This is a genomic window from Paenibacillus haidiansis, assembly GCF_036553665.1.
GTDB classification, from domain to species: domain Bacteria; phylum Bacillota; class Bacilli; order Paenibacillales; family Paenibacillaceae; genus Fontibacillus; species Fontibacillus haidiansis.
In genome coordinates, this window is record NZ_JAZHPZ010000017.1 from 37106 (window position 1) to 61760 (window position 24655).

Annotated in this window: 25 protein-coding genes and 1 pseudogene; 9 read left to right on the forward strand and 17 right to left on the reverse strand. The window is 46.0% G+C overall.

Going from position 1 to position 24655, the window contains the following annotated elements:
• Window positions 1–9: 9 nt before the first annotated feature.
• From V3851_RS22910 to V3851_RS22935, 6 genes and pseudogenes are all read right to left on the reverse strand, one after another.
• On the reverse strand, window positions 10–306 hold the full coding sequence (locus tag V3851_RS22910; RefSeq protein WP_331848835.1) for a putative quinol monooxygenase: 297 nt from the start codon (window positions 304–306) through the stop codon (window positions 10–12).
• 10 nt (window positions 307–316) lie between these two features.
• Entirely contained in the window at window positions 317–961 is a 645-nt protein-coding gene (locus tag V3851_RS22915) for a nitroreductase family protein (RefSeq protein ID WP_331848836.1), read from the reverse strand.
• 26 nt (window positions 962–987) lie between these two features.
• Window positions 988–1389 (reverse strand): MarR family winged helix-turn-helix transcriptional regulator, encoded by a 402-nt coding sequence (locus tag V3851_RS22920; protein WP_331848837.1) that lies wholly within the window; start codon window positions 1387–1389, stop codon window positions 988–990.
• Between the two features lie 276 nt (window positions 1390–1665).
• Complete coding sequence (locus V3851_RS22925) at window positions 1666–2055, reverse strand: Rossmann-fold NAD(P)-binding domain-containing protein (protein WP_331848838.1); 390 nt, start codon at window positions 2053–2055, stop codon at window positions 1666–1668.
• Window positions 2056–2302: 247 nt separating this feature from the next.
• On the reverse strand, window positions 2303–3745 hold the full coding sequence (locus tag V3851_RS22930) for a glycoside hydrolase family 1 protein (RefSeq protein WP_331848839.1): 1443 nt from the start codon (window positions 3743–3745) through the stop codon (window positions 2303–2305).
• Between the two features lie 37 nt (window positions 3746–3782).
• Window positions 3783–5171, reverse strand: a pseudogene (locus V3851_RS22935) (PTS transporter subunit EIIC).
• 220 nt (window positions 5172–5391) lie between these two features.
• On the opposite strand from V3851_RS22935, the gene V3851_RS22940 reads away from it, so the two are divergent.
• The gene (locus V3851_RS22940) at window positions 5392–6051 is read left to right on the forward strand and encodes a helix-turn-helix transcriptional regulator (RefSeq protein WP_331848840.1); all 660 of its coding nucleotides are present in this window, start codon (window positions 5392–5394) and stop codon (window positions 6049–6051) included.
• Between the two features lie 65 nt (window positions 6052–6116).
• On the opposite strand, the gene V3851_RS22945 is transcribed toward V3851_RS22940, so the two are convergent.
• The 3 genes from V3851_RS22945 to V3851_RS22955 all read right to left on the reverse strand — a co-directional run bounded on the left by V3851_RS22945 (window position 6117) and on the right by V3851_RS22955 (window position 9159).
• Entirely contained in the window at window positions 6117–6602 is a 486-nt protein-coding gene (locus V3851_RS22945; RefSeq protein WP_331848841.1) for a PTS sugar transporter subunit IIA, read from the reverse strand.
• 140 nt (window positions 6603–6742) lie between these two features.
• Entirely contained in the window at window positions 6743–8269 is a 1527-nt protein-coding gene (locus tag V3851_RS22950; RefSeq protein WP_331848842.1) for a right-handed parallel beta-helix repeat-containing protein, read from the reverse strand.
• A gap of 260 nt (window positions 8270–8529) precedes the next feature.
• Window positions 8530–9159: a hypothetical protein gene (locus V3851_RS22955; protein WP_331848843.1), complete on the reverse strand. Its 630-nt coding sequence runs from the start codon at window positions 9157–9159 to the stop codon at window positions 8530–8532.
• Between the two features lie 169 nt (window positions 9160–9328).
• Between V3851_RS22955 and V3851_RS22960 the strand changes: the two genes are divergently transcribed.
• Window positions 9329–10228 carry a leucine-rich repeat domain-containing protein gene (locus tag V3851_RS22960; protein WP_331848844.1) on the forward strand — a complete coding sequence of 300 codons (900 nt, stop codon included), beginning with the start codon at window positions 9329–9331 and terminating at the stop codon, window positions 10226–10228.
• An 11-nt stretch (window positions 10229–10239) separates the two neighbouring features.
• Here the strand turns inward: V3851_RS22960 and V3851_RS22965 are convergent, their stop codons facing one another.
• From V3851_RS22965 to V3851_RS22975, 3 genes are all read right to left on the reverse strand, one after another.
• Window positions 10240–11175 carry an NAD(P)/FAD-dependent oxidoreductase gene (locus V3851_RS22965; protein ID WP_331848845.1) on the reverse strand — a complete coding sequence of 312 codons (936 nt, stop codon included), beginning with the start codon at window positions 11173–11175 and terminating at the stop codon, window positions 10240–10242.
• 176 nt (window positions 11176–11351) lie between these two features.
• Complete coding sequence (locus V3851_RS22970; protein WP_331848846.1) at window positions 11352–11918, reverse strand: YdeI/OmpD-associated family protein; 567 nt, start codon at window positions 11916–11918, stop codon at window positions 11352–11354.
• A 76-nt stretch (window positions 11919–11994) separates the two neighbouring features.
• Complete coding sequence (locus V3851_RS22975) at window positions 11995–12459, reverse strand: VOC family protein (protein ID WP_331848847.1); 465 nt, start codon at window positions 12457–12459, stop codon at window positions 11995–11997.
• A 100-nt stretch (window positions 12460–12559) separates the two neighbouring features.
• On the opposite strand from V3851_RS22975, the gene V3851_RS22980 reads away from it, so the two are divergent.
• From V3851_RS22980 to V3851_RS22995, 4 genes are all read left to right on the forward strand, one after another.
• A complete protein-coding gene (locus V3851_RS22980; protein WP_331848848.1) occupies window positions 12560–13468 on the forward strand; it encodes a helix-turn-helix transcriptional regulator in 909 nt (302 codons plus the stop codon).
• Between the two features lie 85 nt (window positions 13469–13553).
• Window positions 13554–14729, forward strand: coding sequence for a serine hydrolase domain-containing protein (locus V3851_RS22985; protein WP_331848849.1), 1176 nt, complete (start codon window positions 13554–13556; stop codon window positions 14727–14729).
• Window positions 14730–15071: 342 nt separating this feature from the next.
• The gene (locus tag V3851_RS22990; protein WP_331848850.1) at window positions 15072–16361 is read left to right on the forward strand and encodes a VTT domain-containing protein; all 1290 of its coding nucleotides are present in this window, start codon (window positions 15072–15074) and stop codon (window positions 16359–16361) included.
• A gap of 33 nt (window positions 16362–16394) precedes the next feature.
• Window positions 16395–17039, forward strand: coding sequence for a phosphatase PAP2 family protein (locus V3851_RS22995; RefSeq protein WP_414859346.1), 645 nt, complete (start codon window positions 16395–16397; stop codon window positions 17037–17039).
• Between the two features lie 30 nt (window positions 17040–17069).
• Here the strand turns inward: V3851_RS22995 and V3851_RS23000 are convergent, their stop codons facing one another.
• The 4 genes from V3851_RS23000 to V3851_RS23015 all read right to left on the reverse strand — a co-directional run bounded on the left by V3851_RS23000 (window position 17070) and on the right by V3851_RS23015 (window position 20866).
• Window positions 17070–18338 carry a cytosine deaminase gene (locus V3851_RS23000; RefSeq protein ID WP_331848851.1) on the reverse strand — a complete coding sequence of 423 codons (1269 nt, stop codon included), beginning with the start codon at window positions 18336–18338 and terminating at the stop codon, window positions 17070–17072.
• Window positions 18307–19584: a cytosine permease gene (gene codB, locus V3851_RS23005; RefSeq protein ID WP_331848852.1), complete on the reverse strand. Its 1278-nt coding sequence runs from the start codon at window positions 19582–19584 to the stop codon at window positions 18307–18309. The genes V3851_RS23000 and codB overlap by 32 nt, the downstream gene beginning before the upstream one ends.
• 311 nt (window positions 19585–19895) lie before the next feature.
• Window positions 19896–20456 (reverse strand): pyridoxamine 5'-phosphate oxidase family protein, encoded by a 561-nt coding sequence (locus V3851_RS23010; protein ID WP_331848853.1) that lies wholly within the window; start codon window positions 20454–20456, stop codon window positions 19896–19898.
• Between the two features lie 38 nt (window positions 20457–20494).
• A complete protein-coding gene (locus V3851_RS23015) occupies window positions 20495–20866 on the reverse strand; it encodes a winged helix-turn-helix transcriptional regulator (RefSeq protein WP_331848854.1) in 372 nt (123 codons plus the stop codon).
• A gap of 256 nt (window positions 20867–21122) precedes the next feature.
• Between V3851_RS23015 and V3851_RS23020 the strand changes: the two genes are divergently transcribed.
• Entirely contained in the window at window positions 21123–21965 is an 843-nt protein-coding gene (locus tag V3851_RS23020; RefSeq protein WP_331848879.1) for an aldo/keto reductase, read from the forward strand.
• 19 nt (window positions 21966–21984) lie between these two features.
• The gene (locus tag V3851_RS23025) at window positions 21985–22770 is read left to right on the forward strand and encodes an SDR family NAD(P)-dependent oxidoreductase (RefSeq protein ID WP_331848855.1); all 786 of its coding nucleotides are present in this window, start codon (window positions 21985–21987) and stop codon (window positions 22768–22770) included.
• A gap of 54 nt (window positions 22771–22824) precedes the next feature.
• On the opposite strand, the gene V3851_RS23030 is transcribed toward V3851_RS23025, so the two are convergent.
• Entirely contained in the window at window positions 22825–23874 is a 1050-nt protein-coding gene (locus V3851_RS23030) for an NAD(P)-dependent alcohol dehydrogenase (RefSeq protein ID WP_331848856.1), read from the reverse strand.
• A gap of 203 nt (window positions 23875–24077) precedes the next feature.
• On the opposite strand from V3851_RS23030, the gene V3851_RS23035 reads away from it, so the two are divergent.
• The gene (locus V3851_RS23035; protein ID WP_331848857.1) at window positions 24078–24635 is read left to right on the forward strand and encodes a TetR/AcrR family transcriptional regulator; all 558 of its coding nucleotides are present in this window, start codon (window positions 24078–24080) and stop codon (window positions 24633–24635) included.
• Window positions 24636–24655 lie beyond the last annotated feature (20 nt).

Genomic DNA, 24655 nt, shown 5'->3' on the forward strand with positions numbered 1-24655 from the left:
TTTCATTAATTATTTGCTGATGGGTTGACCTATAAAAGCTTGAGCATGTAACGGAGCTGTCAAATATTGTGGCGCTTTGGCTACGAACGCCTGAAAATGGCTGCTTGCATTGTGAGCTCCTACTGCTTCTTGGTCTTTCCACTGTTCGATCATGAGATAGGTGTCTTCCTTCTCTGTATCCTTCATGAGCTTATATGATACATTCCCTGCTTCCGCGCGGGATGACTCAATGAGTTCTTGTACGGACTCCAGAAATTCTGCTTCTGCTTTACGGTTTACTTTCATTTCTGCATGAATAATAATCATAGTTCTATCCTCATTTCCATTCCGCAATACGGTCAATTGGAAGACGAGATGTAATACGCGGATCTTGAGCCGCTTTACCTATAGAAATGAGCATAACCGGTACATAGCGTTCCTTCTCCATACCAAAGGCTTCCGCAATACGGGTTTTGTCATATCCGCCAATCGGGTTTGTATCATATCCGTGGGCACGAGCGGAAAGCATCAGCTGCATGGATACCAGACCGCCGTCGATAAGAATCATTTCACGAAAAGCATTTGCCGGCATACGTCCAAAAAGATCGGTATAGTTAGCCATGATTTGTTCTTTAATCTCTTGCGGCATATACCCTTTTTCCACATCCGTACTCATAATTTCGTCAGCATTGTCAAATGCGTTCATATCTCCGAAAACGGCAATGACCGCAGAGGAAGTTGTAACTTGTCTTTTGTTACGTGGTGCAAGCTCCTCAAGCGTCAATTTACCTTCCGGGCTATCAATGACAAGAAATCTCCAAGGTTGAAGATTAACGGATGACGGGGCCAAAGTCGCTTCTTCCAAGATTTCCGTCATTTCCTCACGGCTGATTTTGAACGTCGGATCGTAAACACGCACAGAGTGCCGGGAAGTAATAATGTCTTTAAAATTGTTGTTTAGGGAAGTTGCTGTTGCAGTCATGATATTCTCTCCTTTAATCTCTATAGTTAATTGGTATTACTTATTTGTTTCATTTTTTGAATCTTGCTATTCAACTTCTGTAGAGCTTGAATGAACTCAAGTCGTTCCGATTCCGTAAGGTCTGCCTGCAGTTCTTCCAGAAATCGATCCTTCTCCGCTTTAAACATCGCTACTTTTCTTTTGCCTTCTTCGGTTAGCTGAACTAAAGTAATCCGGTTATCGCTCTCGGACCTAGTCCGCAGAAGGATTCCTTCCGCTTCCAGTTGCTGAACATGACGGGTCACTGCAGCTGGATCAATAGACACTGCTTTCTGCAGATCCGACTGGCTAATTTGGCCGCCCGTCAGTGTGCAAAGGAGTTCGAGCCGATTGGGACTAACTCCGGCACATCGTTCAAACCTGGTCGCAATATGCTTGTTTAAATGCATTAGCAAGTACAGCAGATCATCTGTATGACATGTAGAGATGATAAAGGCCTCCTTTATTTCATTGACCCGTCAATGGTTGATGGGTCAATGATAAATCATTATTTATAGAAAATCAAGTCCGTTTGTTCTCCCCTCGGGACAAGAACTTGTTCCGATAAAACAAAAAAGCCGCTATTTTAGCGGCTTTCTCGCGCGGAGCGAGGTACGAATAACCGAAGCTCGAATATGGCGTCATATGAAGCTGCTTGCTTCGCGAGCAGCGGTATTTCATAAGCGCTATGTTGTGAAATAATGCCCTTGCTCAAGATCTGCGAGAAGTCCATGCTGGACAGGCTTCCAGCCGAGCAGCTCCTTCGTCCCTTCACTTGATCTTGCTAAGTCAAGCGGCGCAACCATGCCCAGAAAACCGAAGATCGATTGCGCCTCTTCACGCGGGATGCTGACTACCGGCACATCCAAGTGACGACTGATGACGCCGGCAATATCGCGGAATGGAATACCTTCGTCGTCCACGCCGTCCAGTCGTGAGCCTGCAGGCGCAGATTCTACGGCGAGGCGGAACAAAACTGCCGCATCCAAGCGATGAATCGCTGGCCAACGGTTGGTACCGTCTCCAATGTAAGCCGAAGAGCCTCTTTCCCGGGCGATCCGGATTAATTGCGGCACGAAGCCTTTATCTCCTTCTCCGTGAACGGAAGCTGCAAGCGAGACGATCGATGCTCTCACGCCTTGTTCTATAAACGCAAGAGCCGCATCCTCCGATGCTTTGCCATTAGCATGAGCTGTGATAGCAAAAAATGATCAGACCCATCTGTTTTAAGAGAGTCTGATCGAAAAATAATACACTCAATATTTCTGTTGATCAATTCTGAGTCGTCACAGGAACGCCATCCTCAAAGGAAGTCAGGCTAGCTTACAATTCTTCTCCGTTGGTTTCAATTACTTTTTGATACCAATAAAAGCTGTCTTTTTTCGTTCTCTTCAAGGTTCCGTTTCCATGATTGTCTTTATCAACATGGATAAAGCCATAGCGCTTGTCCATTTCTCCGGTTGAACAACTGACTACGTCAATAATTCCCCAAGAGGTGTAACCCACCAGTTCAACACCGTCTGTAATTGCCTCTTGCATTTGTTGAATATGCTGCCGTGTATAGTCAATACGATAATCGTCATGAATCCGGCCATTCTCTACCACGTCACGTGCTCCCAGGCCGTTTTCCGTAATCATGACAGGCAACCGATAACGGTCATAAACATGGTTGAGTGTATACCGAAGCCCTTTCGGATCAATTTGCCAATCCCATTCGTTGACTTCCAAATACGGATTTTTGGCCCCACCCATAATGTTGCCGGAAGTTTGCGCCGTATCCGGGTTTGCGCTTTTACAAATCGTCATATAGTAGCTGAACGTATAGAAATCACAAATACCTTCTTTCAGAATCGCCTTGTCTTCATCAGTAAATTCAATCTGAATATCGTTCTCTTCGAAATATCTCAGCGCGTAATACGGGTATTCTCCGCGGTGCATGACATCGCCACAGAAGCAGTTTCTGATCAAATCTTCTTTTTGAGCCAGCAACACATCGTCCGGATGGCAGGTATGCGGGTAGACTGTAATATGACAAATCATAGAACCGAACTGGAATTCCGGATTAATCTTTTTCCCCATCACCACGGCTTCAGCGCTTGCTACCATTTGATTGTGCAGTGCTTGAAAACGCATGTTCGGCTCGTCTACCTGATGTTCAAAGTATTTTGTTCCCTCGTGAAGAATACCGCCATGATTCCAGTTACCGAGCGGAACGGTCAGGTCATTGATTTCATTAAATGTAATCCAGTATTTCACGTCGTTTCTATAGCGTGTAAACAATACTTTGCACAGCTCCAAATATTGATCCAGCACTTTACGCGAAGCCCATCCGTTGCAATCCTCCACGAAATGGTAAGGCAGATCGTTATGATAGATGGTGACCAGCGGCTCGATATTATATTTTTTCAGTTCCTTAAATACGTTGTCATAAAACTCGAGGCCTTTCTCGTTTGGTGTCTCTGAATTATTATCCGGAAAAATACGGGACCAAGCGATGGACAGGCGATACATTTTCAGCCCCATCTCGGCAAATAGAGCAATATCCTCTTTATAGCGATGATAGAAGTCAATAGCTTCATGGGCAGGGTAGTATTCCCCTTCCTTGATTCCTCTAGTAATCCGTCTAGGCTCTCCGAAGGACCCTTCCGTCATGACATCAGCGATACTCATTCCTTTGCCGTCTTCATTCCATGCGCCTTCAATCTGGTTAGCGGCAGTTGCTCCTCCCCAGTAAAATCCTTCAGGAAAGTTTTTCAGTTTTCTCATGTTGTTCCACTCCTTGTTTATCTTTGTAGTTAGTTTCCTATTTGTTGTTACCTACCGGATTCTCTTCGAATCCTACGATGAAGGTTGTAATAGCGGCTACGATAAAAGCGATGAGAAAGGCGCCGGCTACTAGCCAAACATTCCCCGGCTCCCCGATAAACATCGGCAAGGTCAGGAAGGACGGTCCTCCCATTGCATAAGATTTTGCTCCAAAGAATGCGGCGAATGCCCCACCCACCGAGCCGCCGATTAAAGCGGATAAGAACGGTTTTTTCAATCGCAAATTGACTCCGTAAATCGCTGGCTCGGTGACGCCTGTTAAGGCCGAAACGGTAGCAGAAGCGGCAACCGTCTTGGTGTTCTTATCTTTGGATTTCAGTCAAACCCCAAATGCCGCACCCGCTTGCGCCATATTGGCACTGCCCGATACAGGGCTGATGAAGTTGTAGCCCACTCTGGATATGCCGTCGATCAATACCGGCACCATGCCATGCTGCATTCCTGTAACGACCAATACCGAGTACAGTGCTCCATAGATAATGCCGGCGAAGATGCCGCCCTTGGCAAACAGAATACTGATAAACCCGGCAATATTATTGCCCAGGAACTGAGCGACCGGACCGATGGCGATTAAGGAAAGAGGTGTAGCGATCAAAATGGTGATTGCAGGAACTACAATGATTTTGAGAGCTGCGGGAGTAAACCGGTCTACGAACCTCTCAATATAGGATGCAAACCAAATCGTCAATACAATCGGCAGCACACTGCCGTTATACTTTATCAAGTTCATTGGCACAGCAAGGAAATGAAGTTGAGTTGTTCCACCCGTCAAAAAATCAAGGAATGTCGGATGGAGCATCGCTGCGGCTATAGCAACCGCGACATAAGTATTCATCTTAAATATTTTGGCCGATGAAATCGCTAACAAGAACGGCAAAAATGTAAATACTCCATCACTGATTGTATTCAAGATCAGATAGGTTTCACTTTGATTGCTTAGCACCTTTATGGAGACTAACAGCGCCAGGATCGCCTTGATCAACCCCGCGCCGGCCAATGCGGGAACAATGGGATTAAATATCCCTGCGATCGTATTCATGACCTTCGTAATCGTCTTTTCTTTCGGACGCTCAGTCTTTGTATCCGATTTCATCGGAGCTGAAAAAGGCTCGCCTGCGGCTGAGTTCGATGTGATCTCGATAAATTCCTTGTACACATTAGATACATTTGGGCCAATTATAATCTGGAGTTGACTACCGTTGATAACGACACCCAGCACGCCCTTTATTTTTTCCAGCTCCTCTTTGTTTACCTTTCCCAAATCGGCGATCTCCAGGCGCAGACGAGTCATGCAATGCGTTGATTCTGCAACGTTGCTGCCGCCTCCGATATGATCCAGCACTTTTTCGATTAAATCTTTGTACATGTTCTCCCCCCCATTTCATGTTGTTGGTACCGGTTACTCACAGCTAAATTATAAGACTAGTATTTATTTTAGTCAATACAATATATTTCATTCAATAAAATATATTAATTGACCTTTCCGGAAAAGAATGCGCTGAAATCATAGTATCTTCGTGGTTACTTGTTATAATTGTATTTTTTAGGTATTATCTAAATGAAATATATTTTAGTGGAGGGGTAATGTGAAGCTTACTAAAACGGATCGTGAAATATTGAACTCGTACATACTAACCATAAAGGGAATGGGCGCTTTCTTGGGGAGCGGATACGAACTGATTCTTTATTCCCTTGAAGACCAATCTATCGTGATGATCGTTAACGGGGAACATAGCTCCAGAAAAATCGGGGACCCTATTGCTGAAAAGGATCTGACTATTCTTGAAAAGGCAAAAAACATGGAGGAAGATAACCCATACCTCGTATACTTCAGCAGGAACTCTTCGGGGGAACCTATGAAATCCATGATCACACCGATCGAAGGCTCCAATCAGAAAATTATCGGGGTTCTTTGTATTAACTTTTATTTAAATACATCTTTCGTTAAAGTAATGGGCACCTTTCTCCCGGAACACAATTCGTCGCAGAAGGCCCCTGTGATCGACAGCTTTTCCGAAGATCCTCAATCGATTATCCTTGAATCTCTTCAAGAGGCCAAGACACAGATCGAAGGCGACACTTCCATACCTGCCACCGAAAAGAACAAAGCCATCATCGAACAGCTGCTGGTCAATGGAATATTTCAAATTAAAAATTCTGTCGTGATTGTTGCGGATTTGTTGTCCATATCCAAAAACACGGTCTATCTTCACATCCGAAATTACAAGAACAAACATAATCATTAATTGTCCCGAAGAAGCCCTGCTAGGCCATACTCCTAAAACAGGGCTTTCTAAGTGGTTTAAACCGTTTACAAATGTACGCGGATATAGCAATCGGACTTCTCGCCAACAACTTCTACCCGTTTGACACACTCCTGTCCAATAGGAACAATAACCGGTGTAATCAGCGGGAGCCCCGCTTGCCGGATCAATGCCATATCAAACTCAATGAGCAATTGCCCCTCTTCAACCCGTTGACCGGTCTCTATATGCAGCTTGAATCCTTCGCCTTTAAGAGACACTGTGTTCATTCCAATATGCATCAGGATCTGCACACCGCAATCATGTTCCAGCATAACGGCATGCTTGCTCTTTTCCATGACATGAACAACAGTACCGGAGAAAGGAGCCACCAGTCTGCCCACTTCCGGTTCAACAGCAAACCCTTGTCCCATGGCGCCGCCCGAGAAGGCTTCGTCCGGAACTTCCGACAGCGCTACGACGGCACCGGTTAATGGAGATTTTACATCCAAAGATGTTAAGACTTGTTTCTTTTCCTTCCGCTTGAAAAACATAGGCTTCCTCCTGAATGTAGTCAATATGAAATTGATATTTGCTGCTTATGATTCATAGCTAAGATTATAATAATAGTAATTTTTTTTAGTCAATACAAAATATTTCATTCTATAACGCAGATCGATACCAATTGTATCATCTATTTTGCCGATTCATTCCGGCCTTTTCCCTGAGCGGGGGATCCGGCCAACAGCCGAAAATCGCCCTGGTCCGGATCCACAAACTTAGGATCGGCAAACAAGGAGTGCGGATCGTTGCCCGATTTTTTTTGATAAGCGGCAAAGCCGGCATAAACCTTATTTTTCCATATCCATTCAACCTCCTCCGCACTCGATTCGGAGTAATACAAGTTATGATCCACCACATTATCCGTATTGCTCTTATATTCGTTATAGATCATCACATTTGATTCGCTCGCGACCAGAATATTGTGCGTAATCGTATTGCCGGACAGAAATGCTTGCAGATACAACTGGCCGTTTCCTTCTTGCAGCAGGTCATTCTTATAAAGAGTGTTCGATACGACCGTGCTTGTCGTGGTGCCGCCTCGGTCCTCGTCATATCCGCCCATCGCAATCCCTGTCAGCCGGTTACGATAGATCAGATTATCCTGTACCGTGATGCTGCTGGTCACATGCCCGGCATGCTCGGAGGCCAGTTCAATGCCGATATCGTTGCTGTAAATACGGTTCTGTTCGATGAGAATGTTTCTGCCCCCGTCAACATAGATTCCGCCGGCTGAATAACTGCCATTCGGCAGTGCAATGCCGTAAGACGGATTGTGGTTGGTTGAAATGCCGTACACCGTATTTCCTTTTACCGTCCCGTTCCTCGCCTGGTCAACCGCTTCACTGCCTGCGATGCCCTCGAAGCCAATCAGATCGATTCCGATGTTGTCATTGTCGTGAATACGATTGTTAGTTATGGCGAAATGCTCGACATTCCCGTTCAGAACCAGCGATTCGCTGGACCCCAGCACCAGATCATACAGCTCGTTGCCGTCGATCGTCAGATCGCTAATGGATTCTTCGGTTTCGGTTCCGTAGACCGCAATGCCATGGGCATCCCTGCCCGACAGCTCGTCTCCTTCAGGAATAGACATATTCGCAATGCCATGAATCCGATTCTCAAGTAGGCTGATGCGCTTTCCGGTTCCATGAATGTATATTCCTGCCGGAACCTTTCCGCTTGCAGATGTCGTGTAATTCCGAATTTCCAGTTGCCTGATCGTCACATAGCTCGCATTATCGATTTCCACAAGTCCTTCCATCTCATCGACCGGCAGGCCCTCACCATCTAAGACGGCCGTTTCGTTGGGGTAACCGGAGAAGACGATCGCTCCCTCCGTCTCCGACCCTCCGCGCGTAATGTGGAGCTTCTGGTGATAGACACCTCCCCGCACAAAGACCGTACTGTCCGGCGCGACATGATCGGCCGCATGCTGCAGTGTCTTCCACGGCGAATCTATGGTCCCCTTGTTTCGATCATCGCCATTTGCGGATATATAGTAAATCGCCCCTGTATTCGGTATAACGGCCATTTCCTGCTTCCCTTCTCTCAACTGAAATGACTTATCGAGCGACAGCAGCATGTCGGGGCGAACGGTAAAGCCCCATAGTCCAATTAAGCCCGCCCAAATAACTAACAGTTGGATCGCTTCCTTCATAAATTCCTCTCCCTCAAAAGCCCTGGTGTCTATGCGTTTTCGTATCTTAATATCATATTCTCATATTATGATATCGGAATGATTTAAATTTTTAGTAATACTGCGATGGCAATCGGAAACAATCAACGAGAGTCAGGTTGTGCCAATGGGGATGCCCAGATATCCCCTTGTACAATTGGAGGTAGTCGCGAATATCCTTATTTCTTCATAAAAAAACCGAAGATTTCCCGCTTTCTTTGGAATCTTCGGATGATCGCAAATCAGGAATCACTTTGAACCGTAGATAAGGAAACGAGAACCGGACCGGCAAAATCCGAAGCTTCCTCGCCTTTGGGATTGTGAAGACGGAACAGAAAAGCATCGCCTGTTTCTGACCGCCACACGATATAATCCTTAATCCCTTTATCACTCGAGGCTTGCAAATAGAGCTCGGCGGAACCCAGGGGATGTTCGACAAGCTCGCCGCTATAATCGGATACTTCGCCGAACCCTTCCAATTCTTCTTTTCCTTTAGTTTCAAGCTGCGTCAGATCATAATTTGCAGGCAGCGCTTCGATTTCTACACCGTATTCCGGATTACTGCTTAGGAACAGGCGTCCTTCGGCAGCGTCGAAGGTAAACTTATCGAATACATATAAGGAAAAGCCTTCACCCTGATGCAAGGTGGCCGTGTGCGCTTGATTACCCTCGCCGGTCATCAATTCAAATTTCTCAATCTTGGGGCGCGTCACATCGGGGGTTGTCTCGGGTTCAGGAATTATGACCTCTTCATTAACCGGTGTGGAAGTTTCAGGGCTGGCGGAAGGTTCAGATGCTCCTGAGCATGCTGTAAGCAATAAAACCATAACGAAAAGTGAGATTTTTATGAAAACAGAGTGCTTTTGATACACGCTGATCACGCCTCTCAATCTTTAGTCCATGCCTATAACTTCAATAAAAGACAATATCATGGCTGTTCCATTATATTAATATGATTCTTTATGCGTTATTACCCAAAAAAGGGATAAGAATGCACTCGTCGAATTATGTCTGTATAACATTTCCAAGGAGTGAACCATTTTGAGTAAACGGATTCGAATTCAGTTATCGCTGATGATAACATTCATGTTCAGCTTAGTCTCTATCAATCCCGCCTTTGCGGAGAACTCGCTCATTCCGGACAAAAATCTGGAACAAGCAATTCGAATTGAGCTCAACAAGCCAACGGGTACGATCACGGAACAAGATCTTGCCTCTCTAACATCGCTCTATCCCGAAGATTCCGAAAAGAAAGTTGTCAGCTTGACAGGACTGGAATATGCCGTAAATATGGAGAGCCTCATGCTCCCCGGGCTTGGCATTACCAGTATTGAACCGCTCAAAAATCTGCGAAAAGTGACCTTCCTGGCACTGAACGGCAATCAGATCAGCGAAATGGAACCACTACAGGAGATGAAGCAGCTGAAGCAGTTAATCATCGATGCGAACAACATCGAAAAACTCGATGCTTTATCGGGTTTGACCAATTTAACGGATCTATTAATCGGCCATAATCGGATTAAGGACTTGTCGCCGATTCAAACGCTAACCAAGCTGAATTGGCTCATCATTAACGATAACCAAATTCAGTCACTTGAACCGTTAAGAAATCACCCGAATCTGGAATACCTATACATAGAGAACAATCAAATCCAAGATATCAGCGTCTTAACGAGTCTTCCAAAGCTCAAAGAGGTGTCGTTAAGCAACAACCCTCTGGATGCAAATGCAAAGGAAATCTTAGCGGAACTTTCCGCCAAAGGCGTCGAAATCGTTGATTTTGAAGAAGAGGCACAACCGGTACCGTCAACCCATCCGGATAAGATTACGGCTATGCCCACTAACAAAATTTCAGATTACTATTTCCTACCGTTTCTGAGAAACGGGTCCGTCCTTGTTCCGTTCATTGTGATTCTCGAATCATTGGGAATGAACAACTGAGGCTGATCCAATTAACGAACCGTATTCCACTCTTCGTCCAGTAGATCCATTTGAATAGCAGCTGCTGCTGTGGCCCCGCTCGATGCGGCTGCTATCAATTGGAATGGACTACCCGATGCATCGCCTGCTGAATATACGCCGGGGACGTTCGTCCTTCCCATTGGATCCGTATCCACCTTCATAACGGAGCCGTTATTGGACATATTGCACCCCATTATTTCCGGAATATTCGTACTCTGCACCAAAGTCGGAACAAAGAAAATCCCGTCACAATCGATAGATCGGCCATCGTTAAACGCAATTCGGCTTACATATCCTTGTTGTGATTCAATTCTTTGAATGCTCTCTTCGATTACGGGAATCCCGCGAGTGCTTAATTCCGCACGTTGCTCGTCGTTCAGCATGGAAGCATTGGTGAGCAGGGTCAAGTGCTTTGTCCAGCCTGAGATCATCTTCGCAAAATGCATGCTTGAATCATTCAGTGCAATCACGCCGATCCGCCGGTCCCTTAACTCCCATCCGTCACAGAAAGGACAGACAAAAGCGCTGGTGCCATACACATCGGAAAGCCCTTCGATGTCGGGCAATACATCTTTCATGCCTGTGGCAAACAAGAGCTTGCGGCTGCGCACTGCCGCTTCCGAGCCCTCTAACCAAAGGAGAAAATCACCGTCACCTCCCGTTACAGACGCCACCACCGCGGATTGGAATGCGACCGATGGGTACTTTAATATCTGTTCCTTGGCAATTCGCCGGAATTCGGATGGCTTAATCCCGTCACGTGTAAGGAAGCCATGGGATTCTCTTGTCACCTGATTTCTTGGCATCTCCTCATCGATTACCAGTATACGTCTGCGCGAACGCGCCAGCACCAAGGCGGCGTTTAGCCCTGCGGGCCCCCCGCCGACAATTGCTACATCATATATTTCGTTCTCAGTCTTAGTCATCTTCTTATGCCTCCCTGTTTGATTATTTGAAACTTTACTGCCAATTTAAACGAGATATTATCACCCTGTGATATCTGCAATTGGATTGTAAAAAATGACGGATTCTAGTCCGTCTTTGCAGATTGAGTCCATTTTAGAGTTTTGGAACACCTCTGTCAAGTTTTGTATAAAGTTCGTTAATCCAGTAGACGGCCATTATCATTCCATTGACCGTACATTTTATTTTCTCTCGTGTTTGTTATGAATTTGTCTAATCTGCTTTTAAATAATTCCGGCTGATTCTTTATGCTCTGTATCGTGTCGATGCGAACTCTTTTATAAAGATCCGGAAATGCGATGAAATTCTCATAGACTTGCTTTTCCTCTTTTAGCCTTTGTTCTATCGCCTTATCGATGCTGAAAGAATCCGGATTCATATCGGGAAGAACCCTCCTTCCCTCTTCTCTCATGAGCCCCAGCTTTTCGAGTCGGCGGACACGTTCTTTATTTAGTTCAGTCCATGAACTTTTTTTACTTCTAGGCGAAAGTCTCTGAGCCAGCTGCGTATCAGAGATTTTCTTCTTGATTCCATCGATCCATCCAAAACACAAAGCCTCCTCCACCGCGTCCAAATATAACAACATATCAGGGGCGGGCGTCATACTGACCAAGACCCAGCAGGACTTTTCAGTCGTACCATTGTCCTGCAGCCAAATCCTCAAATCTTCTCTTGATTTTACTGGAATTAAATTGTCAATTTTCATAGATAAAATCCATGGCCCTTTCTAAGGAATATTAAAAAAATGGTCTTCAGTTGCAAGACCATTTTTTTGGAATGAGTTAAGGTTGGTTTGAAATGACATGATCAAGAAACCGGTCTGCGTCACTATTAAATTTCCAGGAGACTCCAAACTGATCCACCAGCATTCCAAAGCACGAAGACCAAGGCGTATTTGATAACTGCATGATCACATAACCGCCTACAGATAAATTAGCGAAGTATTTCTCCAGCGTCTGTTTATCCTCATTAACGATGCTGATCAGTATATGGTTGCCTTTAACCAACTCGCCCGTGACACTCTTCATCGAAGGCGGAATATCCGACAGCATGATTTTTCCGCCTGTGAATTCTATTGAAGACTCCATGATCATGTTTAATTCGTTTTCCGGCATTGGATAGTTTGGATCCTGCGGGAAATCCCTGAATTTCACCTTTTTTACCTCGTTCGCGCTTAGCGCCTCCGAATAAAATTCAATTGCTTGTTCCGCATTTCCGTCTAAATTTAAATATGCGATAGCTGACATAAAGTCGTACCTCCTTCTTTTGATAAATGAAGTATAATTTATGAGTGGTGACAACGGTATGTCACCTTTTATAAATATGTACAAAAAAAGAGGTGCAATTATGGAGAAGGTTGAGAGATTAATATCGATAATCATGATCTTGCTGAAAAAAGATATCGTTTCAACCAAAGAATTTGCACAATTATTTAACGTCTCCAAAAGAACGATTATTCGCGACATGGAAACCCTCAGCTTATCGAACATTCCGATCTATTCCGTTCATGGCGTGAACGGCGGATACGGTATTATGGACGAATACAAGGTGGATAAGCGTCTTTTAAGCAGCGCCGACTTGGAGAATATATTGACCGCGCTCGGCGGATTGGAACAAATTCTAATTAGCGAAGAAGTTGAAGTGACTATTAAAAAAATTGAATCCATGGTTAGCCCAATGTCTCCAAAGGGTTCAATCCATCTTTCATTTTATGATTGGGAGGGTCGGTCCGAAATTCGTCAAATCTTGAAGACATGCCAAGAAGCAATAATAGCGAGAAGGTATATTTCATTTGATTATATTGATAAAAACGGCATGACATCGAATAGAATGGTCGAGCCGTACCAGCTACATTTTAGCGAAATGAGTTGGTATTTGAAGGGATTCTGTTTGCACCGTCAGGGATATAGAACATTTAAACTCTCCAGGATGGATGATCTCCGTATGGACGAAGAAACATTTAACCCAAGAGAGGATGCATTAGAACAAGCTGAGGCCGGTTATCAACCGCAGCTGGTCGCTATTAAGGCATTGATTTCGCCCGGCATCAAAGATCATTTTATCGAACGGTATGGCCGAAAGAGTATTGAGGACTACAATTCCGAATATTTCTTAGCCACAATCTATGTTCCCGAAGACAGTATCGGCTTTCAATTTTTAGCAAGTTTCGGCACTAATCTGCAAATCGTCGAGCCCGAATCCTATGTTAAAGAATTTCGAAATTATTTGCTTAAAATGGTAGATAGATATTCCTGAAAAGTGTATTCTGTGCTTTGTAACAAGATTTATAAACATCCTCTTCTGTTTTAAGGATTTTATTTGAGAAGGAGACTTATCAAACATGTTCGCTCCAAACATTGCGAATCAATTAAAAAAAACGCTGAAAGCAAGTATCGATAACAAGGAAATTGCCGGCGGGAACTTCATGGTGATCAAGGACGGTACAGAAGTTTTTTACCATGAAGCCGGCTTTGCCGACCTGGAGTCGGGACGCCCTGTTGCAAGGAATTCCATTTTTCGATTATATTCAATGACCAAACCGATTACCGCCACCTCCGTCATGATGCTGATAGAGCGTGGGGATATTGATTTATTCGACCCTGTGAGCCGCTATATTCCGAGCTTCAAAAACCAGAAAGTTGAAAAAAACGGCGAACTGGTGCCGGCCGGCCGGGAAGTCGACATTCACGATTTGCTGAACATGACATCGGGCTTGACCTATGGCGGAACCGATAAAGCCGGACAGCATACGGAGGCGTTATTCCAGGAACTCGGAAGCCGATTGAACGGTAAGAACCCCATCAGCACCATGGAATTTGCAAACCGGCTGGGCCAAGGTCCCCTCTCGTTCGAGCCGGGCTCGTACTGGCAATACGGAACGTCGGCGGACGTCCTTGGCGCGATTGTGGAAACGGTAAGCGGCATGCGGTATGGGCAATTTTTGCAAAAGGAAATATTCGAGCCGCTGGGAATGAAGGATACCGGTTTCTGGCTGCCTGCAGAAAAAAGAGACCGCCTCGTTAAAACTTATCAGGACGACGGCAAGGGCGGCTTGAAGCTGTACGCAGAAAACCATCTCGGAATTAACCATCAAATGGACCTGGAACCGGCATTTGAGTCGGGCGGAGCGGGCCTTGCGTCCACGATTGACGATGCCGCCAAATTTACAACGATGCTAATGAATCAAGGAAGCCTAAACGGAGTTCAACTGTTAAAACCTAAAACGGTTCAATTTTTGACTTCCCCCTCTTTAAGCGGTTGGCAACAAAAAGGGTTTGATATCGGGCATACATCACGCGGCCACAGCTATGGAAACCAGATGCGCGTTATGATCGACCCCGGGAAAGCCGGGTTTATCGGCAGTAAATGCGAATATGGCTGGGATGGCTGGTTAGGGGCTTATTTTGCGAATAGTCCTCAAGACGGGCTGACGTTTATATTTATGATCCAAAAAAGAGATGCCGGTACGATGCCGGTAACTCGCAAGCTTCGCAATATCGTGTTCAGTAACTTGTAAGAGTAAAGACGCTCCCTCCATTTTCATATTGTATAAGAATCATAAAATAAACAAAAACTCCGAGTGCCACGAATCATTAAATGACGGTACTCGGAGGTATTCAGGTATTTGAGGGTTCATAATGTATGCAATGTTATGCGCCTCTTGGAATTCCAAGTCTCCTTTTATTGACAGAACTACGTCAGCACCAGCATTACTGCCGTTTATTGCTCGTTCGTGGTTCTTTAACATCCTCAACTCCTTTAACCTGCTTCACCCTCTCCTTAGTTTGTACCAAAGCATAAATTGGAATGCTGAAGATGCATAACTGAATTTGTTATTTTCCTATCGCGGAGGTACAACGTGACGCATTTCATGCAACAGCTAATGGATCAGTACGGGTACTTGGTTTTGGGAACCGCCCTGACGCTAGAGCTTCTCGCCCTCCCCTTGCCGGGAGAAGTGCTCATGACATATACAGGACTTTTAGTTTTTCAAGGACATCTAAATTGGGTCATAAGCATTCTTATCGCAGGTCTAGGTACTTCGTTGGGCATGACCATTTCTTATTGGATCGGATTTAAACTGGGGAAGCCGTTTTTCAATAAACACGGCTCCAAATTCCATCTTGGTCCGGATAAGTTAGAGAAGACTTCGCTCTGGTTTGAGCGTTATGGAAACAAGCTGCTGCTTATTGCCTATTTCATTCCCGGAGTTCGGCATTTCACCGGTTATTTTTCGGGAGTCACACGCCTGTCGTTTCGAACCTATTTGATTTATGCTTATACCGGGGCATTCTTATGGACAAGCACGTTTATATCGCTGGGAAAAACTCTCGGTCCAAAATGGGAACAGTTCCATCATGCAATCACCAAATATTTGATCATCGCGGGGTTCATCGCGGCGGTGGTTTTCGCTGGTGTGTACTTATACAAGAAATTCCGGGACCAATTGTATGCCGCTACCTTAACGGAGCTTCGCAAAGGGGTTAAAACATTCCATACGTTAGGAAGGATCCGTTTTCTTCTTCTCATCTCTTTCGGAATATTCTTGGCACTTTTTATGGAAATGGCAGGCCTGATTCAAGACTTGCTCGCCAATGAATTTGCCGATTTTGATGCGGTCACCTCCTATATCGTCCACGCCCTATTCGATGAAAGCTGGGCAGGTTGGATGAATCGCTTTGCATATTTAGCATCGTTTCCGGTGCTTGTCACTGTTGCTGTCTTTGCTTTGATCATGATCTTGATAAAAGGTAAGGATCGCCTGCTGGAAGGGACATTCTTATTGTTTGTCTTTGTCGGCGGCGAACTTTGGGACGAGGGGTTGCGGAGACTTTTCCATAGAACAGGGCCTTCCAGTCTGATCAATACGTTCCCGAGCGAGCAGACCTTGATTACTGTTGTCTTCTTGGGTTTCGCGGCGTATCTCATCGTACGGCACGTGCAAATGGCCGGAATCCAAACAGCCGCTTCCCTGCTTGTTCTTGCTGTTGCCCTTCTCGTTGGAATCAGCCGGGTTTATTTCAACATTCAATATCCCAGCGACGTTGTTGCTGGTTATGTATTTGGAGGAGTTTGGCTTAGTCTTAATGTCGTGTTGTTGGAGGTGTTTCGAATTATGAAACACAACAAGTTGAAGTTTTCAACATAAGATGATCTTCAGTCTTAAAGAAAGGATCGAACGATGCAAATGAATCTGAAAATGCAGCTTACCCGCGCTTTATTCATAAGCTTTCTGTGTGCTGTCGGGTTCGGGGGGATAGCTCTCCTCGTATCGGATAAAAAAATCGCTCAATTTGACAATGTGATCATTTCCTTGATTCAAGGGCTGGAATCACCTGTTTTGACCAGCATCATGAAATTCTTTACTTTCATCGGGGGTGGAATACCGGTCACGGTGATTACGATCGCTATTCTCTTTATTCTTTATAAGGTTCTGCACCATCGAAGAGAATTGATCTTATTTATCTATGTCGTCATCGGGTCGGCACTCTTAAACGAAGCATTGAAGCTCGTATTTCATCGGGCAAGACCAAGTCTGCACCGGATAATTAATGCGAATGGGTTTAGTTTTCCCAGTGGACATTCCATGGCTGCTTTTAGTTTATACGGAGTGACTGCTTATTTACTTTGGCGGCATATTTCAACATCCTCGGGGCGAGTCATGCTGATTGTATGCAGTTCAGCGATGATCCTCACGATCGGGATTAGCCGAATTTATTTGGGGGTTCATTATCCGAGCGATGTTCTTGGGGGATTCTTGGCTAGTGGCAGTTGGTTGGCCATTTCGATTTGGTTCTATCAGCGATATCAAAAAAACCGCATATAGCGGTTTTTTTGAATTGCACGCTTTATTCGATTATTTATTAAAAGTGACCTTCTCCGTACCGGCCTCAAGAACGATCGAGGTATCCCGCGGCTTCGTTTCCGCGATTTTGCGGCCGCCTCTGAACGAATAAAGCACCGCGGCCTGTTTGCGTATGGCTTCATATTCGTTCTCCGCTTCAAGAACGATGAAGTTGGCGGGCTTCCCTTCTTCAATTCCGTACACGTCCTCGATATGCAGCGTTCTTGCGCTATTTTTCGTGATGAGATCGATCGAATTCACGATTTGATCGTAACCGAGCAACTGCGAAGCATGGATGCCCATATGCAGCACTTGAAGCGTGTTGCCCGTACCTAGCGGGTACCATGGATCAAAGATGTCGTCGTGACCGAAGCACACATTAAGACCGGCTTCCAGCAGCTCTTTGACGCGGGTCAGCCCTCTTCTCTTCGGATACGTGTCGAAGCGTCCTTGCAGGTGGATGTTGACCAGAGGATTAGAGACGAAATTCAGGTCAGCCATTTTCAGCAATCTGAACAATTTATACGTATATGCATCATTGTACGACCCCATCGCCGTCGTATGGCTTGCCGTCGTGCGGGAGCCCAGCCCGCGTTCGTAGGCTTCTTTGGCGACGACTTCCACGAAACGGGATTGCTCGTCATCGATTTCATCGCAATGGATATCGATGAGACGGTCGTATTTTTCGGCAAGGTCAAACGCGACCTTCATCGAATCGACGCCATATTCCCTCGTGAATTCGAAGTGGGGAATGCCGCCGACCACGTCGACGCCCATTTTCAGCGATTCTTCCAGCAATTCCGCACCGTTCGGGTAGGAGTGGATGCCCTCCTGCGGAAAAGCGACCAGCTGGATGTCGATGTAGGGTGCCATTTCTTCTTTCACTTCAAGCATCGCTTTAACTGCGGTCAAGCTGGGATCGGTGACATCAACATGTGTCCGTACATGCTGGATGCCCTGGGCAATTTGCCATTTCAATGCCGTTTTGGAGCGCGTTTTAACGTCTTCATGCGTCAGGAACGCCTTGCGTTCCGACCAACGCTGAATGCCTTCGAACAGCGTTCCGCTCAAATTCCATTCCGGCTCGCCCGCCGTTAAGGTTGTGTCCAGGTGAATGTGAGGTTCAATGAACGGCGGCAGCACAAGCGAGCCGCCCACATCAATGACTTCCTCATTTGCAGTTGCTTCCAGTGACTGTGTAATTTGCTCAAACTTCCCGTCTTTCACGACGATATTCCATAAACCCTCTTTACCCCGCAATTTTGCGTTCTGTATAATCATTTGTTTTCCCCTTTTCTTTGATTTCTTTGGCAGGAACGATCAGCATTAACACAATATAGACCACCGCCGTACCGATCAGTGCGTTCAGCGGCGTTATTCCTGGAGCCAACTGGGCAAAGGCAACGCCGATAGCCCAGGCCACCATCGCTATCCAGTTTACCTTCTTAAATGTCATGTCGGCAAAAGGTCTATAGTTTCTGCGTTTCACAAAGAAGTAATCCGCGATGATGATGGCCCCGATGGACGGTACCGCCGCCCCCAGCACATTCAGGAAGCCGACGAAATTGTTGTACATCCACATGGCAAATACGGTACCCACAATGCCGTTTACAATAACGAAGAACTTTTTCGAAATTTTAGTGATGTTGGCAAAGCCGAGCCCGGAAGCGTAAAGAGCGTTGTCGTTGGTCGTCCATATATTCAGCCCAAGCACGATGATCGCGGGAATGATCAAACCTTGCAGGAACATGACCTCCGAGATATCCGCAAGGTTGTAAGCCATTGCGCCGACCGCGCCGAACAGGAACATGAGCGAGTTTCCGAGAAAGAACGAAATGACGGTTGCGGTAACTGCCTGCCGGGATGTCTGAGCGAATCGGGCGAAGTCGGGCGTTAGTGTACCGCCGCTAATGAATGATCCGATACAAATGGTCAATGCCGCCGCCGCGGTGAGCGTCTGTGCCGGCGTGTAATCGAGCAACCCTTGCAGCCCGCCCAGGGAGCTTGCTCCTTGGAACATCGAGTAGCCGCCGAGAATCGCAATGGCCGGAACCGCAATATAGCCCAGAATAACCAGCGACTTCATGCCGAAGATGGCGGACGCCGTCATGGCGAGGCCAAACAGGAAGATCAGCAGGTACACGTTCCACCCCATCGCTTTGGCGACCGGAATCGCGAACATGGCCACGCCGACGCCGAACCATCCCACCTGAGTGAAGCCTAGTAAGAACGAAGGCAGGTAAGACCCTTTCTCACCGAACGCGTATTTTGCCAGCAGATGCGTGGACAGGCCCGTTTTGGCAGCGATATGCGCCAGTGCTCCCGTATAGATGCCGAGCACCAAATTCCCCACAAGCACGACGCCAATGAACTCCATGAACGTCAAGCCGACTCCCAGCGTCCCGCCCGCCAGCATGCTTGCCGAAAAGAAAGTGAACGCCAACATGACGGACAGCGTCTTCAAAAAATGGTTTCTCTGCGTTTTCGGTACCTCTTGCCACGAAAACTCTTGATCTTGTTTGCTCATCAGAATACCTCCAGCTTAAAGTGTCCTGATACCAAAAAAGCAGAAAAAAGAGGCTACTCGTCAAGTCTCAAACCGACAAGTAGCCTCTCTCTTTACATCATAACCCGCGTGAAGACGCAGAGCATTCCCTGACGGAATATGCACTGTTCACGCATGATTATAAACATCCGCTGCCCTTGCCAGCCTCTCTGGACTGATTTAAAGGTACCAGTATTCAATTACATTCTATTATTTTGGAAAAGCCGGCGGTTGTCAATGTTATTATTATCCAATGATAGTAATTCTCTTTAAGGCGCGAAGGCGCTCGGACGCTATGTCCCAATGCGTTTCCCTAAAGAAGTCGGCAACCGGTCAATGCTGCTCATGTTCTTTTCCTGCCAGTAATTATGCAAACCTTCTTCACCCTTTTGCTCCGCCCACCGCTGGAGAGTGTCCCTGTCTTTTTCGTACGACATGAGCGGCACCGAATAGCCGCAGGACGTCTGAACTTTATGCACATCGACCACAATAATTTGCCGGACTCCGGGCAGCGGTTCGAACATGCCGAGCAATTCCCCCCACTCGCTGTCCTCCGGAAGAACTACCGCTCCGGTTCCGTAGAGACGCAGGATGTTCGGCGGCCCCTGGAATGCGCAGAACATAATCGTGATGCGGCCGTTCTCTTCAAGATGGGCACTGGTTTCATTGCCGCTCCCGGTCAAATCCAAATACGCAACCTTACGATCGGACAATATCCGGAATGTGTCATATCCCTTCGGCGACAGATTGACGTGTCCATCCCGGGAAATAGGCGCCGTCCCGACAAAGAAGAGATGTTGCTTTCGGATAAAGGCCATATGCTCGGGGAGCATGGCCGGAAATTGTTTTCCCATTGGAATCCCCTCCCATGATCCAATCTAATAAATGTATGTTACTTCAATTTATCATTTAAAACGTTCTCCTCCAATACGGCAAATTTATCGCCATATACTCGGCTAATATGTTTTTCGCCCCATGCGCATAGAGAATCTAAAATATCTTGCAAACTCCATCCGTATTCACTGAGCTCATATTCGACTTTCGGAGGAACTTGATTATGAACAATCCGATGGATGACCCCATCCTCTTCCAACTCCCGTAATTGTTGGGTCAACATTTTTTGCGTAATCCCCGGCATCAAACGTTTCAATTCGCTTGTACGCTTCTTACCGTGTGTCAGATGGCAAAGGATAACGCATTTCCACTTCCCTCCGATCACTTCCAAAGTGGCTTCAACTGAAATATTGTACTTCTTTTTCTGCATTGCAATATACTCTCCTTCTCAATCCACGGGTACGAAAAAGTGCCTATAGAACTAATAAGTATCTATGGCACTTAAAAGTGCGTACTTTTCTTAATGGTTTATATATATCATAATAACATTCGCCGGCTTTATTGTTTTCGTGTATGGTTTTTTTATTGTTGGAAATATTGTTTACGAATGGTTTGCTTACACGAAGACGGTAATACAAATCGAATCTAATTTCGATGAATAACGATCGGGAGGTCATTTTTTTATGATAGCCAAGAGCTTACAAGATACAACCACATTGCATAACGGTGTTAAAATGCCCTGGCTTGGGATCGGGGTGTTTAAAGTAGAAGAAGGCCCCGAGTTGGTTAATGCGGTAAAAACCGCCATTAAACACGGGTATCGCAGTGTGGATACGGCAGCTGTTTACGAAAATGAAGAGGGAGTCGGATCAGGCATTCGTGAAGGAATTAAAGAGGCCGGCATTTCCAGGGAAGATCTATTCGTGACTTCGAAAGTTTGGAATTCCGATTTAGGGTATGATTCTGCAATAAAAGCTTATGAAGCGAGCCTAAATAGACTTGGTCTGGAGTATCTGAATTTATACCTCATTCATTGGCCTGTGGAAGGTAAGTATAAAGATGCCTGGAGAGCATTGGAGACTCTATACAAAGAAGGCCGGGTAAAAGCTATTGGGGTGAGCAATTTTCAAATCCATCATCTCGAAGACTTGATGAAAGATGCAGAAATTAAACCGATGGTGAACCAGGTGGAATACCATCCGCGGTTGACTCAACTAGAACTCCGGTCGTTTTGTCGGGAGCATGGAATTCAGCTGGAAGCCTGGTCTCCATTAATGCAGGGTCAATTGCTGGATCATCAGGTCCTGAAAGAGATTGCAAATAAGTACGATAAATCGGTTGCGCAGGTCATTTTACGTTGGGACTTGCAAAATGGAGTTGTAACGATTCCCAAATCCACAAAAGAACAGCGGATTATCGAAAACGCAAATATTTTTGATTTTGAGATATCGGAAGAAGATATGGAAGTGATAAATGATTTAAATCAGAACTACCGCGTCGGTCCGGATCCGGACAATTTTGATTTTTAAGCAAGAGTGAGGGACAAGCATGAATTTGGATTTAACGGCCTTGGTTACCGGGTCCACTGCGGGAATCGGGAAAGCCATCGCCAAATCATTAGCGGCTGAAGGCGCCACTGTGCTTATTAATGGGCGTCGGGAAGACAAAGTTAATCAGACTATAAAGGAAATTCAAGCAAATTCCCCCGACTCCATCCTTCATTCCGTTGTCGCTGATCTGGGGACAATGCAAGGATGCCATGAGGTTATTGAGAAGTACTCCGAAGTGGATATTCTCATTAATAATCTGGGAATTTTTGAGCCTGCGGAATATTTTGATATTCCCGATGAAGATTGGTTCAAGATGTTTGAAATCAACATCATGAGCGGTGTCAGGCTTTCCCGCCGGTACCTTCAACAAATGATTCTAAAAAAAGAAGGCAGAATCATCTTTATCGCCAGCGAAGCGGCGATTATGCCATCGCAGGAAATGGCTCATTACAGCGCGACCAAAACGATGCAGCTCTCGCTCTCCCGCAGCCTGGCCGAGTTGACTAAAGGGACGAATGTGACTGTAAATACGGTTATGCCGGGTTCCACTTTAACAGAAGGCGTGGAAACGATGTTAAATACTCTTTATCCTAATGAAAAATTGACCATGGAAGAAGCCGAAAAGCGGTTTATGAAAGAAAACCGGCCGACCTCGATTATTCAAAGGCTTATTCGGCCGGAAGAAATTGCGTATCTCGTCACCTTCTTAAGCAGTCCTCTCTCTTCTGCCATCAATGGTTCCGCGTTGCGAATCGACGGGGGATTAGTACGCAGTGTGTTTTAAATCCAGGGGCACGCCTACAACGGCGTGCCCCTCCTATTTTACCGGAATTAGTCTTTATTCATGCTCCATCGTGCCGATGTCGATGACAAAACGGTAACGGACATCCGAGGCCAGAACACGTTCCCAGGCTTCATCGATCCGATCGGCGGAAACAAGCTCGATCTCAGGAACAATGTGGTGTTCCGCGCAAAAATCCAACATTTCCTGCGTTTCGCGAATGCCGCCGATCATCGATCCGGCGAACGATCGACGATGAGGAATAAGTGAGAATACTTGAACGGGCAAGGGTTCCGCCGGCGCCCCTACGTTGACTAATGTACCGTCCAGCGCCAGCAACGAAAGGTAAGCATTAATATCGATCTCGGCGCTTACGGTGTTTACAATGAGGTCGAACGATCCGGCCAGCTTCTTAAACGTCTCCGGATCGCCAGTAGCATAATAATGATCCGCACCAAGCCGCAAACCGTCTTCTTTCTTTCTGAGGGTTTGCGATAAAACCGTAACCTCCGCCCCCATGGCATGAGCGAGCTTCACGGCCATGTGTCCAAGTCCGCCAAGTCCGACAATAGCGACTCTCTTGCCGGGAGCAGCTCCCCAATGTCGCAATGGAGAATACGTTGTGATACCGGCACACAAGAGCGGAGCGGCAACGTCAAGCCCCATACTGTCGGGAATTTTCACCACGAAATCTTCGGTTACGACGATATGGGTGGAATAACCGCCTTGCGTATATTGCCCGTATCTGTCGATTGCTGCATAGGTATCGGTTTTTCCATTGAGGCAATATTGCTCTTCTCCCTTGCGGCAGTTATCGCACTCTCCGCAAGAGTCGACCATGCAGCCTACCCCTACTCGATCGCCAACGGCATACTTGGTGACTTCCGGACCAATGCGCGTGACGATCCCGGCGATTTCGTGCCCGGGAACGAGCGGATATTGGACCGGCCCCCAATCACCGCGAGCGGTGTGAATGTCGGAGTGGCAAATCCCCGCGTATTTAATCTCAATCAGGACATCGTGCGGCTTAAGATCCCTGCGCTCGATCGTAGTCGGTCTGAACGGACCTTCCGGATTGAATACAGCACGTGCATTAGTAGGTATCATATATATAACCTCCTGCAATCTATGAATATGATAAAACGGTGATGACAAGCAGCAGATAAACAAAACATATTGTTTAATCAACTCACGTCAATTATTATAAAGCTAAGAAAAGAAGATTCAATGGTTAAAAGAGCCCGAAACGTTGATATATCAACAGGATAAGCAAAAATGTCAATTATCTCGGAAGGCTAGGTGAAGATGACATGTCCAAAGTGGACCGGAGAATTCTTAAAACACAAGAGGCTTTGAAGCAAGCGGTTATTGAGCTGATGACCGAAAAGAACTTTGACGAGATCACCATTCAGGAAATTGCGGACAGGGCGAACGTAAACCGCGGTACCATTTATCTTCATTATCAAGACAAATATGATTTATTGGATAAACTCATTGAAACACACTTAATTAGTTTGGGAGAGATGGACAAGTGGGCATGTCAGTTGGACTGGGCCGATGCGCTTATACCCTATTTTGAATATTTCGAGCAGAATTATTTGTTTTTTTCGACCATGTTGGCAAGCAAAGAGGCTAAAGGGGCTCCATCCTCATTCAGAATACGGCTGCTTGCTTCCTTTATGGAAGGATTCAAAGGTGAGATTGACAAAGAAAGCGGAAAAAATACGGATTTAAACGATGAAGTTATTTTGCAATTTGCCGGGACTGCTTATGTAGGTGTAATTGAATGGTGGATCAGGAACGGGATGCCCTATCCGCCGCAAGTTATGGCCAAACAAGTTGGAGCCTTGTTGGAGAGATCCCTATAAAATTTACCAGCTCAAGGCTC